This is a genomic window from Bradyrhizobium sp. T-12, from assembly GCF_058314695.1.
The window spans coordinates 3396616-3412182 of the sequence record NZ_CM177756.1; the positions used below are offsets into that span (position 1 = coordinate 3396616).

General features: G+C 66.0%; 12 protein-coding genes and 1 pseudogene. 10 read left to right on the forward strand and 3 right to left on the reverse strand.

Annotation, left to right across the window (positions count from 1 at the left end; translation table 11 throughout):
* The first annotated feature begins 21 nt into the window (after positions 1–21).
* Complete coding sequence (gene map, locus AC0WRY_RS15935) at positions 22–771, forward strand: type I methionyl aminopeptidase (protein ID WP_491123366.1); 750 nt, start codon at positions 22–24, stop codon at positions 769–771.
* 22 nt (positions 772–793) lie between these two features.
* On the opposite strand, the gene pdxR is transcribed toward map, so the two are convergent.
* Positions 794–2203, reverse strand: a complete 1410-nt coding sequence (gene pdxR / locus AC0WRY_RS15940; RefSeq protein ID WP_491123367.1) for a MocR-like pyridoxine biosynthesis transcription factor PdxR — start codon at positions 2201–2203, stop codon at positions 794–796.
* 117 nt (positions 2204–2320) lie between these two features.
* Here pdxR and AC0WRY_RS15945 point away from each other — a divergent pair, with 117 nt between their 5' ends.
* Together AC0WRY_RS15945 and AC0WRY_RS15950 are read left to right on the forward strand one after the other, a co-directional pair.
* Positions 2321–2782 carry a carboxymuconolactone decarboxylase family protein gene (locus AC0WRY_RS15945; RefSeq protein ID WP_491123368.1) on the forward strand — a complete coding sequence of 154 codons (462 nt, stop codon included), beginning with the start codon at positions 2321–2323 and terminating at the stop codon, positions 2780–2782.
* Positions 2783–2825: 43 nt separating this feature from the next.
* Positions 2826–3464, forward strand: coding sequence for an HD domain-containing protein (locus AC0WRY_RS15950; RefSeq protein ID WP_491123369.1), 639 nt, complete (start codon positions 2826–2828; stop codon positions 3462–3464).
* A 40-nt stretch (positions 3465–3504) separates the two neighbouring features.
* On the opposite strand, the pseudogene AC0WRY_RS15955 reads toward AC0WRY_RS15950, so the two are convergent.
* Together AC0WRY_RS15955 and AC0WRY_RS15960 are read right to left on the reverse strand one after the other, a co-directional pair.
* Positions 3505–3750: pseudogene (locus AC0WRY_RS15955) on the reverse strand (DUF3551 domain-containing protein); the annotation flags it as partial.
* A gap of 1 nt (position 3751) precedes the next feature.
* On the reverse strand, positions 3752–4072 hold the full coding sequence (locus tag AC0WRY_RS15960; RefSeq protein ID WP_491123370.1) for a DUF3551 domain-containing protein: 321 nt from the start codon (positions 4070–4072) through the stop codon (positions 3752–3754).
* 252 nt (positions 4073–4324) lie between these two features.
* On the opposite strand from AC0WRY_RS15960, the gene AC0WRY_RS15965 reads away from it, so the two are divergent.
* The 7 genes from AC0WRY_RS15965 (at position 4325) to tsf (ending at position 15510) form a co-directional block, all read left to right on the forward strand.
* On the forward strand, positions 4325–5047 hold the full coding sequence (locus tag AC0WRY_RS15965; protein WP_491123371.1) for an outer membrane protein: 723 nt from the start codon (positions 4325–4327) through the stop codon (positions 5045–5047).
* Between the two features lie 476 nt (positions 5048–5523).
* Complete coding sequence (gene dnaE / locus AC0WRY_RS15970) at positions 5524–9027, forward strand: DNA polymerase III subunit alpha (RefSeq protein WP_491123372.1); 3504 nt, start codon at positions 5524–5526, stop codon at positions 9025–9027.
* Positions 9028–9142: 115 nt separating this feature from the next.
* Positions 9143–9886 (forward strand): carbonic anhydrase, encoded by a 744-nt coding sequence (locus tag AC0WRY_RS15975; RefSeq protein ID WP_491123373.1) that lies wholly within the window; start codon positions 9143–9145, stop codon positions 9884–9886.
* Between the two features lie 152 nt (positions 9887–10038).
* Positions 10039–10560, forward strand: coding sequence for a hypothetical protein (locus tag AC0WRY_RS15980; RefSeq protein ID WP_491123374.1), 522 nt, complete (start codon positions 10039–10041; stop codon positions 10558–10560).
* Positions 10561–10721: 161 nt separating this feature from the next.
* Positions 10722–13223, forward strand: coding sequence for a caspase family protein (locus AC0WRY_RS15985; RefSeq protein WP_491123375.1), 2502 nt, complete (start codon positions 10722–10724; stop codon positions 13221–13223).
* Positions 13224–13457: 234 nt separating this feature from the next.
* Positions 13458–14453 carry a 30S ribosomal protein S2 gene (locus AC0WRY_RS15990; protein WP_194407888.1) on the forward strand — a complete coding sequence of 332 codons (996 nt, stop codon included), beginning with the start codon at positions 13458–13460 and terminating at the stop codon, positions 14451–14453.
* Positions 14454–14586: 133 nt separating this feature from the next.
* Positions 14587–15510, forward strand: coding sequence for a translation elongation factor Ts (tsf, locus tag AC0WRY_RS15995; protein WP_491123376.1), 924 nt, complete (start codon positions 14587–14589; stop codon positions 15508–15510).
* The last annotated feature ends 57 nt before the right edge of the window (positions 15511–15567 follow it).

Consider the following 15567-nt stretch of genomic DNA (forward strand, 5'->3'; position numbering starts at 1 on the left):
GCTTTCGTAGAGAGCCCCGACATGACGATCTCCGATGACAACGACCTGACGCGCCTGAAAGAGATCGGGCGCATCGTCGCCAATACGCTGGAGGCGATGGGGAAGGCGATCGAGCCGGGCATGACCACGTCCGAGCTCGACCTGATCGGGCGAAAGCTGCTGGAAGCCGCCGGCGCGCGTTCGGCCCCGGAGCTGTCTTACGATTTTCCCGGCGCGACCTGCATCAGCGTGAACGAGGAGATCGCGCACGGCATCCCGGGCGAGCGGCGGATCGCGCGCGGCGACCTCGTGAACATCGACGTGTCAGCCGAGAAGAACGGCTTGTTCGCCGATACGGGCGCCTCCTTCGCCGTTCCGCCCGTCGCCCGCGCGCTTGAACGGCTTTGCCGGGACGGCCGGCGGGCGATGTGGACAGGCCTGCAGCAGGTTGGCGCCGGCAAGCCGATTGCCGGGATCGGCCAGGCCATCGGGACCTTTGCGCGGAAGAACGGCTACAGCCTGGTCAGGAATCTCGCCAGTCACGGTGTCGGCTTGTCGCTCCATGAGGAGCCGACGGAGATCGCGACATGGCCCGACCGCTCCGAACGCCGCATCATGAACGATGGCCTGGTGTTCACCGTCGAGCCGTTCCTCTCCATGGGCGCCGCGTGGGCAGAGAATGGCGATGACCCCTGGACGCTCTACAGCAGTCCCGAGGCGCCGACCGTGCAGTACGAACACACTGTGATCGCCACGCGCAACGGACCTCTGATCGTGACGATGGCCGGTTGAGGCCGCCGAGGCCGGCGGCAGGTCACGTCAGGCGGTCGATGATCTGAAGGAGCCGGTCGGAGGAGGCCGCGATCCGCCTGAGCGGGGACGTTGCGATGCCCAGCAGCAGTCCTGGGCGCGCCGAAGCCTTTGACGCGTACCAGAGCGACAGCGGCGTCGGCGCCAGTCCAAGCGCTGCTGCTTCCCTGGCGATGGCAAGATCGGGGGCTTGGTCCGGCAATCGCAGCACCGCGGCCAATCCGGCCATCGCAACGTTTACGGTCCGCGGCCGGAGGTATTTCAGCAATGCCTCGCCTTGCGCGGCGTAGGCGCGCTTGGTGCGTCGCAGATGCCGGAGATAATGGCCCTCGCGGATGAAATCGGCGGTGGCGAGCTGCACCGCGCGCCCAGGCGACGGAGCAAGGCACGCCGCAGTCTCGGCAAATCGCGACGCCAGAGCGGCGGGTGCCACGACAAAGCCGAGCCGCAAGGCAGGGCTAATGGTCTTGCTGAACGAGCCGATGTGAACGACGCGGCCGGAGCGATCGAGCGAGGCGAGCGCCGGCGTGGCCCGGCCCTTCAGTTGAAGTTCGCTGAGATAATCGTCCTCGATCACCCACGCCTTGTTTTGGGTCGCCCAGTCCAGCAGGCGCGCGCGTCGTGCCAGTGACAGCGTGGATCCGAGCGGCGCTTGCTGGCCGGGCGTCACGACAGCCAGCGCCGCGTCGGGTGCATGGCGCAGGCCGTCGTCGACGTCGATGCCATCCGCGTCAACCGGGATCGGCACGATTGACAATCCCGCGAGCGCGAGCCCATGCCGGGTGAAAGGAAAGCCGGGATCCTCCATCCAGACCTTTATCTTCTGCTCGAGGCCGAGGGCTCGGAGCGCCAGGCCGAGGCCGCCGGCGAAGCCGCTGGTCATGATGATCTGGGACGGCATGCACTCGATCCCACGCGCCAGCGCAAGATAGGCCGCGATCTCGCGTCGCAAGTCCGGCTCGCCGCGCGGATCGGGGTAGATCGCAGGAGCGCTCATTTCGACACGAGCCGCCCGTGCGTGCATGCGCGCGAGCAGCGTCGCGGGAAAGGTCTCTCGCGAAGGCACGCCCATTTGGAAGATCGCCGGGCCCGCAATGAGCTCCTGGTACATTTCCATGAACGAGCCCGGTGCCGGGGCCTTGTCCCGCCGCACGGGGAAGCGCGGTCGGTCGGCGACATGCGTGCCGGTCGCGCGGGCCGCGACGATCAGTTGGGCGGATGCGAGCTTTTCATAGGCTGAACGCACGGTGCCGCGCGCGACGCCGAGCTGGGCCGCCAGATCCTGCCATGAGGGCAGGCGCGCGCCCGGTGCGAGCACGCCGCTTTCGATGGCGGCCCGGATCCCTTTGTGGATCTGCTCGGCCAGCGGTGTCATCGCGGACCGATCGAGCTCCAGCCGCAGCGGTTTGGTCATGGTTCTTGGTACACGATTTTCGTGCGTTCTTGGTCCTTTTTTATGAACCATGGCAGGGGCATCTGAGGGAGGAAGGGAAGGGAGTGCTTGCTCCCTCGGTTATCAAGGAGGTTCCAGATGGGTGAGCGTCTCAACTACAACCACATAGCACCGGCCGGCGCGAAGGCATTGGGCGGCGTCTATGGCTACGTCATGCAGAGCGGGCTTCCTGCGACGCTGGTGACCCTCGCTTTCCTGCGCGTCTCGCAGATCAACAATTGCGCCTATTGCCTCGACATGCACACGCGCGACCTGCTCAAGAACGGCGTGAAGATCGAAAAACTCGCATTGGTCCAGGCCTGGGCCGAGGCCGGTCATCTCTTCGACGAACGTGAACGCGCCGCACTCGCATGGGCCGAGACGGTGACCCGCGTCGCGGAGACGGGCGTTCCGGATGAGGCGTATCAGGCCGTTCGCGCGGTCTTCGGCGAGCGCGAGCTCGTCGATCTCACGATCGCCATCAGCATGATGAACGCGTACAACCGCATGTCGATCAGCTTCAGAAACACCCCGCAGGCAGCGCTCGAGAAGGCGGCCTGACGGATCGCGCGGCATCAATCCAATGAAAGGCAGGAGTTTGAAGATGACGAGCGTAATTTCCGGCGTCAGAATTCCCGACAGCCAACTGGCGCGCGAAGCCACCGACCTCGTGCGCAGCTATGAAGACGAGATGCTGTTCAATCATTCCGTCCGCGTCTACGTGTTCGGTGCGATGAAGGGGCTGCGTCAGAAGCTGAAATTCGATTCCGAATTGCTCTACGTCGCGGCGCTGTTTCACGATCTCGGCCTGGTCGATCACTACCACACGCCGACAAAACGGTTTGAGGTCGACGGGGCCGATGCTGCGCGGGAGTTTCTTCGGGCACGCGGGATCGCCGAGCCGCAGGCCGATCTGGTCTGGGAAGCCATCGCGCTCCACACCACGCCCGGCATTCCTCAATATATGAGGCCGGAGATCGCTCTCACCAACGCAGGCGTTCTGGTGGACGTCGTCGGCGTTGGATACGACGACTACACCCCGGAGCAGCGCGACCAGGTGATATCGGCGTTTCCGCGCGGTGACTTCAAGAACGAGTTCCTGGAGGTGCAGACCTGCTCGGCACTGAAGAAGCCGCAGACGACGTTCGGGACCGTGAATTTCGACTACATCGAGGATCACGACCCCAGCTTCCGCAAGCCGAACGCGTGCACACGCATCCGCAACACCCCTTGGCAAAGCTGAGCCGGCGCAACTGCTTGGCTCGTCCGGCGCCAGCGGCGCCTCTGGAGCGGCGAGGGGCCGGCGACGTCTTCCGCGCAGAGAAATAAGGGTTCATCACGCAACTCGCCGAGCGTCCGACGGCGAGATATTTGCACTGCGCGAGCGAGCCGTAACGGCAGTCGAAATAGCCGACGGGGCCGTAGATCTGCATGCACACGGGATAGTTGGGGTCATAGGTCTGCGCGCATGCGGATCCGCCCGCGAGGAGCAGGCCGATTGCAACGAGCGCGAGGCTGGAGCTGCGCATCTCAGCGCGGCAGGTAGTAGCCGGGTGAATAGCCCGGCGTCTGTGCGCGCGGACGATTTTGATAGGCGTAGGGATCATCGCTCTGTCCGGCGAAATATGGATTCGCGATGCAGGTCAGGGCGCGTCCCGAAGCGCTTGCCTGACACTGCGCGTAGGTGTCGAACCTGCAATTGCTGAGCCCCGGCCATTCATCGCCGGTCAGGCAGAACGCGTGATGCGTGCCGAACGCGCGCGCGGGTGTGCTCGCGCTCGACACGAGTGCAAATGTGGCGATAGCGAGCGAAAATGTGGCGACAATGGGGAGGGTAGTCCGTCTTCGCATCTCAATTCTCCATCACGCGAATGTGCGCGCGACGTTGTTACGCGCGCATGCAATTTATCTCGTGTTGCCGACAATGGAACTACAGAAAACACTTGTTTCGCAGGGTTTCGGACGCGCTCTGATAAATCTTCATTAATGAAGCGCGGGCCTTTGGCGCGAACTGTGGCGTCGAGGTTACAGCAATTCCGTCGATCGCTGTTATGACCAGCGCACGGCCAGGGGGCCTAACGACGAAACTGGAACGGGACTCAAATGAAGAAGAATTTGTTGCTTGCTGCTGTGAGCCTTGTCGCGCTGAGCGCGACTGCGCCGGCGCTGGCTGCTGACCTCGCAGCGCGGCCCTACACGAAGGCGCCTGCGATGGTCGCCGCGATCTATGACTGGAGCGGCTTCTACATCGGCATCAACGGCGGCGGCGGTTCGGCGCACTCGACCTGGGATCTCGTCGGTGGCGGCCGTGAAGGTTCGCACGATGCGACCGGCGGCACGGTCGGTGGCCAGATCGGCTATCGCTGGCAGTCCGGCCAGTTCGTGTTCGGCGTGGAAGGCCAGGGCAACTGGGCCGACTTCTCGGGCGACAATGTCAGCGCGCTGTTCGCAACGCGCAACCGCTCGAAGATCGACTCGTTCGGTCTGATCACCGGTCAGGTCGGCTACGCCTGGAACAACGTCCTGCTCTACGTCAAGGGCGGTGCGGCTGTGGTCGGCGTCAAGTACGATGTGTTCAGCACCGCCTCGGGCGCGCTGCTGTCGTCGAACGACCAGACCCGTTGGGGCGGTACGGTCGGTGCCGGCCTCGAATACGGTTTCGCACCGAACTGGTCGGTTGGCGTCGAGTACAACCACATCTTCCTGTCGGACAAGGACGTCACGTTCGCTGGCCTGGCGGGTACCGACCGCATCAAGCAGGACGTCGACATGGGTCTCGTCCGCCTGAACTACAAGTTCGGCGGCCCGATGGTCGGCCGTTACTGATCCTGATCGCTCGCCTTCGGGCGGTCGTCGAAAGCCCCGGCCTTGGCCGGGGCTTTTTTATTGCGTGAATTCAGCGAGTTAACCATTGTCCTTGGGGATCGTCCGTCGCGCTTGACTCCTGAGAACGAAATGAGAACAATGTTCTTCATACGTTCTAGAAAGGGAGCGAGACATGTTCAGGGTTTTCGTCGAAGAAGCCGCCGCACTGGCGTCGATCACGCTGTTCGTCGGGATGATCGCGATCTGGGCCCAGGTCATTCCGCAGCTCTGATTCCCCGGCTTGAGGCGGGAGGCGCCGGTCGGCCTTGGGGAAAAGAGGGACGATGTGGCCAATCGGCCGCTCCGGCGTGGACTCTGAAGCTGCGACACCTCACCATTGCGAGGCGAGTCGGCAGGACAGGGCAGATGCGGGTGCATGATGCCCCAGGGAGCCGGCGACCGCTCCATCCCCATCTGCAAGAGGCCGTCACGCGACCATGCCGAGCGCCGGATTTGTCCACCTTCACGTTCACTCGGCCTATTCGCTGCTCAAGGGCTCGATCAAGATCGCCAAGCTCGCCGAGCTTGCGAAGAAAGACCACCAGCCGGCGCTGGCGCTCACCGACACCGACAACATGTTCGGTGCGCTGGAGTTCTCCGACAAGATGGCGGGCTCCGGCATCCAGCCGATCGTCGGCTGCGAGCTGGCGATCGATTTCGGCGATCAGGATCCGAATGCGCGCAACGCGATGGGGCCGTCGCGCGTGGTGCTGCTGGCAGCGCAGGAGCGCGGCTATCGCAGCCTGATGCGGCTGAATTCGCGCGCATTCCTGGAGACGCCAGACACCCATGCCTGCCACATCAAGTTCGACTGGCTCGAGGGCGAGACCGAGGGCCTGATCGCGCTGACGGGCGGACCGGACGGGCCGATCTCGCTGGCGCTGGCCGGCGGTCATGCCGAGCTCGCAGCCTTGCGCTGCGAGCGTCTGGCCGGCCTGTTCGGCGATCGCCTCTACGTCGAATTGCAGCGTCATAATACCGAGAAGGAGCGGCGCGTCGAAAGCGGCCTGATCGACATCGCCTATGCCAAGGGCCTGCCGCTGGTCGCAACCAACGAGCCGTATTTCGCGACGACGGACGATTACGAAGCGCATGACGCGCTGCTCTGCATCGCCGGCGGCCGGCTGATCGCAGAGACCGAACGCGAGCAGCTCACGCCCGATCATCGCTTCAAGACCCGCGCCGAGATGGCGGTGCTGTTCGCCGATATTCCGGAGGCGCTGGCCTCGACGGTGGAGATCGCCGAGCGCTGCTCGTTCCGCCCGATGACGCGCAAGCCGATCCTGCCGTTCTTCACCGTCGGTGCCGCGCAGAGCTCGGACGCAGCCTCGGTCGAGGCCGCCGAGTTGAAGCGCCAGGCGGAGGAGGGGCTCGCCAAGCGCCTCAGCGTCCACGGCCTGTCGCAAGGTACGACCGAGGAGGATTACAACAAGCGCCTGGCGTTCGAGCTCGACGTCATCATGCGCATGAAATATGCGGGCTACTTCCTGATCGTGTCCGACTTCATCAAATGGGCGAAGAGCCAGGGCATTCCGGTCGGTCCGGGCCGCGGCTCGGGTGCGGGCTCGCTGGTGGCGTGGGCGCTGACCATCACCGACCTCGACCCGATCAAGTTCGGCCTGCTGTTCGAGCGCTTCCTCAATCCCGAACGCGTCTCGATGCCGGACTTCGACATCGACTTCTGCCAGGACCGCCGCGGCGAGGTGATCAAGTACGTTCAGGAGCGCTACGGCCGCGACCAGGTCGCGCAGATCATCACCTTCGGTACGCTGCAGGCGCGCGGCGTGCTGCGCGACGTCGGTCGCGTGCTGCAGATGCCCTATGGCCAGGTCGACAAGCTGACCAAGCTGGTGCCGCAGAATCCGGCCGCGCCCGTGACGCTGGCGGCCGCGATCGAGAGCGAGCCGAAGCTGCAGGCATTCCGCGACGAAGATCCGGTCGTGGCGCGCGCCTTCGACATCGCCCAGCGCCTCGAAGGCCTGACCCGCCACGCCTCGACGCACGCGGCCGGCATCGTGATCGGCGATCGCCCCTTGAGCGAACTCGTGCCGATGTACCGCGATCCGAAGTCGGACATGCCGGTGACCCAGTTCAACATGAAATGGGTCGAGCCGGCCGGCCTCGTCAAGTTCGACTTCCTCGGCCTGAAGACGCTGACCGTGCTCGACGTCGCCTGCAAGCTGCTCAAGCCGCGTGACATCCATGTCGATCTCGCCACGCTGCCGATCGACGATGCCGAGAGCTACCAGATGCTGGCCCGCGGCGAGGTGGTCGGCGTGTTCCAGGTTGAAAGCCAGGGCATGCGGCGCGCGCTGGTCGACATGCGCCCGGACCGTTTCGAGGACATCATCGCGCTGGTGGCGCTCTATCGCCCGGGCCCGATGGCGAACATCCCGACCTATTGCGCGCGCAAGCACGGCGACGAGGAGCCGGAATATCTGCATCCCGTGCTGGAGCCGATCCTGAAGGAAACCTTCGGCGTCATCATCTACCAGGAACAGGTGATGCAGATCGCGCAGGTGATGTCGGGCTATTCGCTCGGCGACGCCGACCTCTTGCGCCGCGCCATGGGCAAGAAGATCCGCGCCGAGATGGACAAGCAGCGCGACATCTTCGTCGCGGGCGCGGTGAAGAACGGCGTGCCGAAGGGGCAGGCCGAGACCATTTTCGAGCTGCTGGCGAAGTTCGCCGATTACGGCTTCAACAAGAGCCATGCGGCAGCCTATGCGCTGGTGTCCTACCACACCGCCTACATGAAGGCGCATTATCCGGTCGAGTTCATCGCGGCGTCGATGACGCTCGATCTCAACAATACCGACAAGCTCTCCGAATTCCGCTCCGAGGCGCAGCGCCTCGGCATCAAGGTCGAACCGCCGAACATCAACCGCTCCGGCGCGACCTTCGAGGTCGGCGAGAAGACGATCTACTACGCGCTCGCAGCGCTCAAGGGCGTCGGCATCCAGGCGATCGAGCAGATCATCGAGGAACGCACCAAGCGGGGATTGTTCACCTCGCTCGCCGACTTCGCCGCACGGGTCAATCCGCGCGCGATCAACAAGCGCATCATCGAAAGTCTCGCCGCCGCCGGCGCCTTCGACACGCTGGAGCCGAACCGCGCCCGCGTCTTCGCCGGCGCGGATTCGATCCTCGCCGCCTGCCAGCGCGCGCATCAGGCCGAGACCATCGGCCAGAACGACATGTTCGGCATGTCGGCAGATGCGCCGACCATCATGCTGCCGCAGATCGAGCCGTGGCTGCCGGCCGAAAAACTCCGCCGCGAATACGACGCCGTCGGCTTCTTCCTGTCGGGCCATCCGCTCGACGATTACGCCACCGTGCTGAAGCGGCTGCGGGTGCAGAGCTGGGCGGAATTCTCGCGCGCGGTGAAGACCGGCGCCACCGCTGGCAAGGTCGCGGCCACCGTGGTCTCGCGCATGGAGCGGCGCACCAAGACCGGCAACAAGATGGGCATCATGGGGCTCTCCGATCCCACGGGCCATTTCGAGGCGGTGCTGTTCTCCGAGGGCCTTGCGCAATATCGCGACGTGCTGGAGCCGGGCGCCGCCGTGCTGCTGCAACTGGGCGCCGAGCTGCAGGGCGAGGACGTCCGCGCCCGCGTGCTGCATGCCGAGCCGCTCGACGATGCCGCCGCCAAGACGCAGAAGGGACTGCGCATCTTCGTGCGCGACACCAAGCCGTTGGAGTCGATCGCCAAGCGTTTGGCCGGCCCCGACATGGCGGCATCGAACGGCGCGGCGCCGAAGATCGGCAGTCCGGGCATCGCGCCGCGTTCGAACGGCGACGGTGAGGTCTCGCTGGTGATGATGCTCGACCTCGAGACCGAGGTCGAGATGAAGCTGCCCGGCCGCTTCAAGGTCTCGCCGCAGATCGCCGGCGCGATCAAGGCGGTCGCCGGCGTCGTGGACGTGCAGCAGATCTGACGCTTGCGCGCATTGCCGCAAACCAAAGCTTAACTAACAAGGTCACGCATGGTTTCGAAGTGTGCCGGGCACAGCTATCAGTTGTCGCCCGGCGCGCAACCAAGGAAGAACAACCATGTGTGACAAATGCTCTGAAAATCTGCATCAATCGATGGCTCCCTCCCGCCGCTCGATGATGCTCTTCGCCGCCTCCGCGCTCGGGATGGCGGCGTTTGGCGGGCCCGCATTGGCCAAGGAGGCGAAGGCGCCGCCGAAACCGCAAAACGTGCTGTCGCCCGATGCCGCGCTGAAGCGGCTGATGGACGGCAATTCGCGCTACGTCTCGGGTGTGTCGCGCCGCCACGACTTCACGCATGAGCGCGAGGCTCTGGTCGGCGGCCAGAATCCCTACGCAGCCGTCCTGAGCTGCGCCGATTCACGCATCGCACCCGAATATGCCTTCGACAGCGGACGCGGCGATCTGTTCGTGTGCCGCGTTGCCGGAAATTTCGCCGGCGACGAGACGGTCGCGAGCATGGAATACACCGTCGCAGTGCTCGGCACGCCCCTGATCCTGGTGCTCGGCCACGACAATTGCGGCGCCGTCGATGCGACCATCAAGTCGCTGAAGGACGACAAGCCGCTGCCCGGGCACATCCCGACGCTGGTCTCCGCGATCGCGCCATCGGTGAAGACCGCGGCCGGGCAGAGCGGCAACGCGCTCGACAACGCCATCCGCCAGAACGTCATCGACAACGTCGCCAAGCTGAAATCGGCCGCCCCGCTCCTCAATGCAGCGGTCGAGCAGGGCAAGCTCAAGGTGGTCGGCGGTATCTATCGGCTGAGCACGGGGGCCGTCGAGTTGCTTGCCCAGAGCTGAGACCCAGGGCTGAGCGCATCGGATGCCGGATGGCCGCGCCTCTTTCTCGCAGAGGCCGGCCGCACAGCTTCGGCATAGGGCAGCGATGCTGCGCGTATTGCAATCAGAAGCTGTCTTGCGCTAGCCTCACGCCGGGACAGGCGGGGGCGTGGATGATTTTGCGTGGGGCTGTGCTGCTGATTGCGGCGGCAATGCTGGTTGGCTGTCAAACAGAGCGGAGCGGACTGGATTACGCGACCGCGATGCGGAAGATCGGACCGCCGAAGGCGGGGCAGGCGCGCATCGTGGTGTTTCGCGAGAAGGGGTTCGGTGGCGTAGCCGACGCAGGCTGGGAGTTTGCGTTGGATGGCACTGTGCTCAAGGGATTGAGGACCGGCACCTACCTCTATGTCGATCGGCCGGCCGGCCAGCACCAGTTCTTCGCGGCAGAGCCCGGTTTTCCCGGCGAGACGCATCAGGACATCGCAGTCCAGTCCGGCCGAACCCATTTCTATCTGGCCCGAAACAGCGATCGCAAGAATGCGGTGATCGCGAATGCCAGCACCGGGCTCCTCGGATACGGACTTACCCTGGCGATGACGTCGGCCTACAAGAATCAGGGTCCGGTGGATTTCTCGCCCGTCGATGAGGCGGCTGCGCGGACGACCGTCGCCGAACTGAAATTGGCCGAATGAGATCCGCGGCGAGACGGCCGTCGCAGCGAGACTGACGCCAGGCTGACACCGGTGACGGGGCAGCCACGCCATCGCCTCAATCCGAGACTTTCGTTCAACGGCCATTCAGCCGGCCGCGCGCCTGATGCGCGGTGCCAACAACAAAAGCGGGCAAGAGAGCCATGCGCGGGACGTTCAAAGTCTTCATCTGCCTTCTCCTGCCGATCATGGCCCTTGCCGCCGGCGCGCCGGACGCGGCCCGCGCCCAGCAGCCGGAGAAGCGCATCGCGCTCGTGGTCGGCAATGGCGCCTATGCCAAGTCGCCGCTGGCGACGACGGCGAATGATGCCGGCCTGATCGCGCAGACGCTGCAGGCGGCCGGCTTCGACGTCGTCGGCGCGCGCGATCTCGACGGCGACACGCTACGGAAGAGTTTTCGCGACTTCATCCAGAAGGCCCAGGCCTCGGGGCCGGGGACGGTCGCGATGGTCTATCTCGCTGGCTATGGCGTGCAGCTTGCCGGCGAGAACTATTTCATCCCGGTCGATTCCAACATCACCCGCGACACCGACATTCCGACCGAGGCCTTGCGCATCAGCGACTATGCGCGCCAGCTCGCCGCCATTCCGCTCAAGGCCAACATCGTCGTGCTCGACGCTGCCCGCGCGCAGCCCTTCATCGAGAGCGGTCAGCCGATCGCGAGCGGTCTGGCGCTGGTCGAGCCCGACCCGAACATGCTGATTGCGTTCAACGCGGCGCCCGGCACCGTCGCGCCGGAGGAGCCGGGGCCGTACGGCATCTATGCGCAGTCGCTGGCGGAGATGATCCGCACCGGCGGCCTGCCGCTGGCCGAAGTGTTCGACCGCGTCCGCCTGCGCGTCAACGAAGCCAGCAAGGGCGCGCAGGTGCCCTGGAACGAGCAGAAGATATCGGCGCAGTTCTCGTTCTTCGAGCGCGGGCCCGACGCGCCGCCGCCGCAGGCCGCACCCGACCAGGTCGCCGCCATCCGCAGCAAGCCGATCCGCGATCTCGGCGTGCAGGACGCCTATGCCGCCGCGCTCGAGCGCGACACGCTCGCGGCCTATGAGGAATTCCTCGCGGCCTATCCCGGTGATCCCCTCGCAAAGCGCGTGATGGCGATCGTCGCGGCGCGCCGCGAAGCCATCACCTGGCGCCGCACCTACCGGAACGACACGCCGGAGGCCTATTGGTCGTATCTGCGCCGCTATCCGCGCGGGCCGCACGCGGGCGATGCGCGCCGCCGCCTTGCGATTCTCACCGCGCCGGTCGAGCCGCCGCCGAGCTTTGCGATGATCGACTACGACGTGCCGCCACCGCCGCCGGAGGAGGTGGTCTATGTCGATCGCCCGGTGCTGTATTTCAGCGATCCCGATTTCGGCTTCGCGCCGCCACCGCCGCCACCGGTCTATTATTTGCCGCCGCCGCCGCCGGATTTCGTCGTGCTGCCGCCACCGATGCCGGTGGTTGGCCTGTTCGTGCTGCCGCAACCGGTGTTCGTGCCGATCCCGGTGTTTGTCCGGCCGCCGGTCTATGTCGCGCCGCCGCCGAACAACATCATCTACCAGAACATCCATAATGCGACTGTCATCAACACCGTGATCAATCGTCCGCCGGCACCAGCCGCGGGCGTGGGAGCAGGGAGCGGACCGGCCAATCTCGCGCCGGCGATTGCCGGTCGCGCCAGTCCCGCGGGCCCGACCTTGCCGCAGGCCGCCACGCAGCGCGCTACCCTGATTCAGCAGGGCAAGGCGCCGATGCCGCCGAGCGCGACGATCCAGCCGACGGCGAGGACCGCGACGCCTCCGGCCACGCCGACCGCCGTCGCGCCGACCGCAGTGCCATCCGTCGCGCCACAGCCCAGGCTGCCACAGGCCAACTCGCTGCCGGTTCCCGGTGCCCAAGGCGGGCCGCCGACGCCGCCCGCGGGGGCAGGGAGTGTACCGGGTAGCAGGCTCGCTCCGACGGCGACCGCTCCCACGAGCCCGCCGACCCATCCGGCAGCGCCGACCACTGCAACTCCGGGCGTGACAGCGCCGGTTCATCCCAATGCGCCAACGGCGGCCGCCCCCGTGACTGTTGCGCCCAATACGACAAACCCCGTCGCTGCGCCCGGCCAACCGCCGAAGCCGCCGCTGGCGCAGACACCGCCCGGGACCGCCCCCGCGGACCGCGCCAAATCTGCCATCCGCGAGCCGGCTGGCACGCCACCACCGGCTGTGCCGGGCTCCGCTCCTGGCGCCGCGGGGAGGCCGGTCCCACCGCCGCCTTCGGCCGCGCGCCAGCCGATCAGGCCGCAGAGTCAGCCGTCGGCTGCTCCGGCGCAGGCAACCCGGCCGTCCGCACCACCCGCGCACCCGCAAGCCGTGGCAAGACCGACGCCCCCGCCGCCTGCGGCCGTCGCGCGTCCGACACCACCGCCTCCGCCGCGTGTCGCTTCGCCTCCACCGGCACGGGTGGCTCCGCCCGCGGCGGCAGCGCGGCCGGCGCCTCCGCCGGCCATGGCGCGGCCGGTGCCGCCACCGCCGGTCGCCCGGCCGGCACCCCCGCCACCGCCCCGGATGGCGGTCGCGCCCCCGCCGCGCCCGGCGCCGCCTCCGCCGCGGCCTGCCGCGCCGCCGCCGGCGGCGGCAAAGAAGTGCCCGCCGAACCAGCCCAGGTGTTAACCCGGTACCAGCGGGGCACCGGGCGATCTGCGTGGTCTTTACGGAAGGGAGCCTTGAGCGGGCGAAAACCGCCCGGATCAGGCCCTTATTTCCTTGCTTCTGGCCGAAATGGCGCTATACAGCGCGCCATCTCACACGGAAACATGGCTCACAAGGCCGTCCGGTGGCAGCCGGGGCGAGAACGCTCCGTCTTGCTCACACGTTTCCGGAGGAACCAACCGGAGAATTAGAACGATGGCGCTACCCGATTTCACTATGCGTCAGCTGCTTGAAGCTGGCGTGCACTTTGGTCACCAGTCTCACCGCTGGAATCCGAAAATGGCTCCGTTCATTTTCGGCGCCCGCAACAACATTCACATCGTCGACCTCGCGCAGACCGTGCCGATGCTGCACACCGCCTTGCAGGCGGTCAGCGACACCGTCGCCAAGGGCGGCCGCATCCTGTTCGTCGGCACCAAGCGCCAGGCGCAGGACGGCGTCGCGGACGCTGCCAAGCGTTGCGCGCAGTATTTCGTGAATTCGCGCTGGCTCGGCGGCACGCTGACCAACTGGAAGACGATCTCTGCCTCGATCAAGCGCCTGCGTCACCTCGACGACGTGCTGTCGGGCGGCGATGCCAGCTCCTACACCAAGAAGGAGCGCCTGACGCTGCAGCGCGAGCGCGACAAGCTCGACCGCTCGCTCGGCGGCATCAAGGACATGGGCGGTCTGCCCGACCTGATCTTCGTGATCGACACCAACAAGGAAGACATCGCGATCCAGGAGGCCCAGCGCCTCAACATCCCGGTCGCGGCGATCGTCGACACCAATTCGGACCCGAAGGGCATCACCTATGTGGTGCCCGGCAACGACGACGCCGGCCGTGCGATCGCGCTCTATTGCGATCTGATCGCGCGCGCAGCGATCGATGGCATCTCCCGCGCCCAGGGCGATTCGGGCATCGACGTCGGCGCGTCGGCCCGTCCGCTCGCTGAAGAACTGCCGGCGGCCTCGTCGAGCGGTTTCCAGGGTCTTGCCGGCCCGCGCGGCACCGCCGACGACCTCAAGAAGCTCCCGGGCGTGTCGGGTGCGATCGAGAAGAAGTTCAACGACCTCGGCATCTTCCACTATTGGCAGCTCGCCGAGCTCGACCACGACACCGCGCACAAGATCGGCGAAGAAGTCGGTTTGCCGAGCCGTGCGGACGCCTGGGTGGCCAAGGCCAAGGCGCTGACCGCGGAAGCGGAATAAAGTCAAAGAGAGCGATGGGTTGGCCGGAGTGGATCCGGCCACCATTTCAATTGACGCGAATCCCTGAGATGGACCGCGGCGGGGCGATTAAGCCGCGCCGCGGCGAACCGGCAGGCACAAAGGATTTTCAACGATGGCAACGATCACAGCTGCGATGGTCAAGGACCTGCGCGAGTCGACCGGCGCGGGCATGATGGACTGCAAGGCCGCGCTGACCGAAAACGACGGCAACATGGAAGCGGCGCAGGATTGGCTGCGCAAGAAGGGCCTGTCCAAGGCCGCCAAGAAGTCGGGCCGCGTTGCGGCCGAGGGTCTGATCGGCGCGCTCACCAAGGGCAACAAGGGTGTCGTGGTCGAGGTCAATTCCGAGACCGACTTCGTCGCGCGCAACGGTCAGTTCCAGGGCCTGGTCAAGATGATCGCCCAGGTCGCATTCGACGTCGGCGCCGATGTCGAAAAGATCAAGGCCGCCAAGATCGGTGACGTTACGGTCGAAGCCGCGATCAACGACGCGATCGCCACCATCGGCGAGAACATGACGCTGCGCCGTGCCGCTTCGCTCGAAGTGAGCCAGGGCGTCGTCGCGCATTACGTCCACGGTGCCGTCGTCGACGGTGCCGGCAAGATGGGCGTGATCGTGGCGCTGGAATCGCCGGGCAAGGCCGACGAGCTCGCGGCCCTGGGCCGCCAGATCGCGATGCATGTCGCCGCCGCCAACCCGCTGGCGCTCGATCCTTCCGGCCTCGATCCGGCGGTCACCAAGCGCGAGAAGGACGTGCTCGCCGACAAATATCGCCAGCAGGGCAAGCCCGAGAACGTGATCGAGAAGATCGTCGAGTCCGGCCTCAAGACCTACTACAAGGAAGTCTGCCTGCTCGAGCAGGCCTTCATCCACGACACCGGCAAGTCGGTGGCGCAGGCCGTGAAGGAAGCCGAGGGCAAGGTCGGCGGCGCTGTGAAGATCGCGGGCTTTGTGCGCTATGCTCTCGGCGAGGGAATCGAGAAGCAGGAAAGCGACTTCGCGGCCGAGGTCGCCGCGGCCAGCGGCAAGAAGTAAGCGCCGGAACACCTCCTTCCGGCGTGCGGCCGGAAGCGGCGCCCGGGCAAGGAAAGT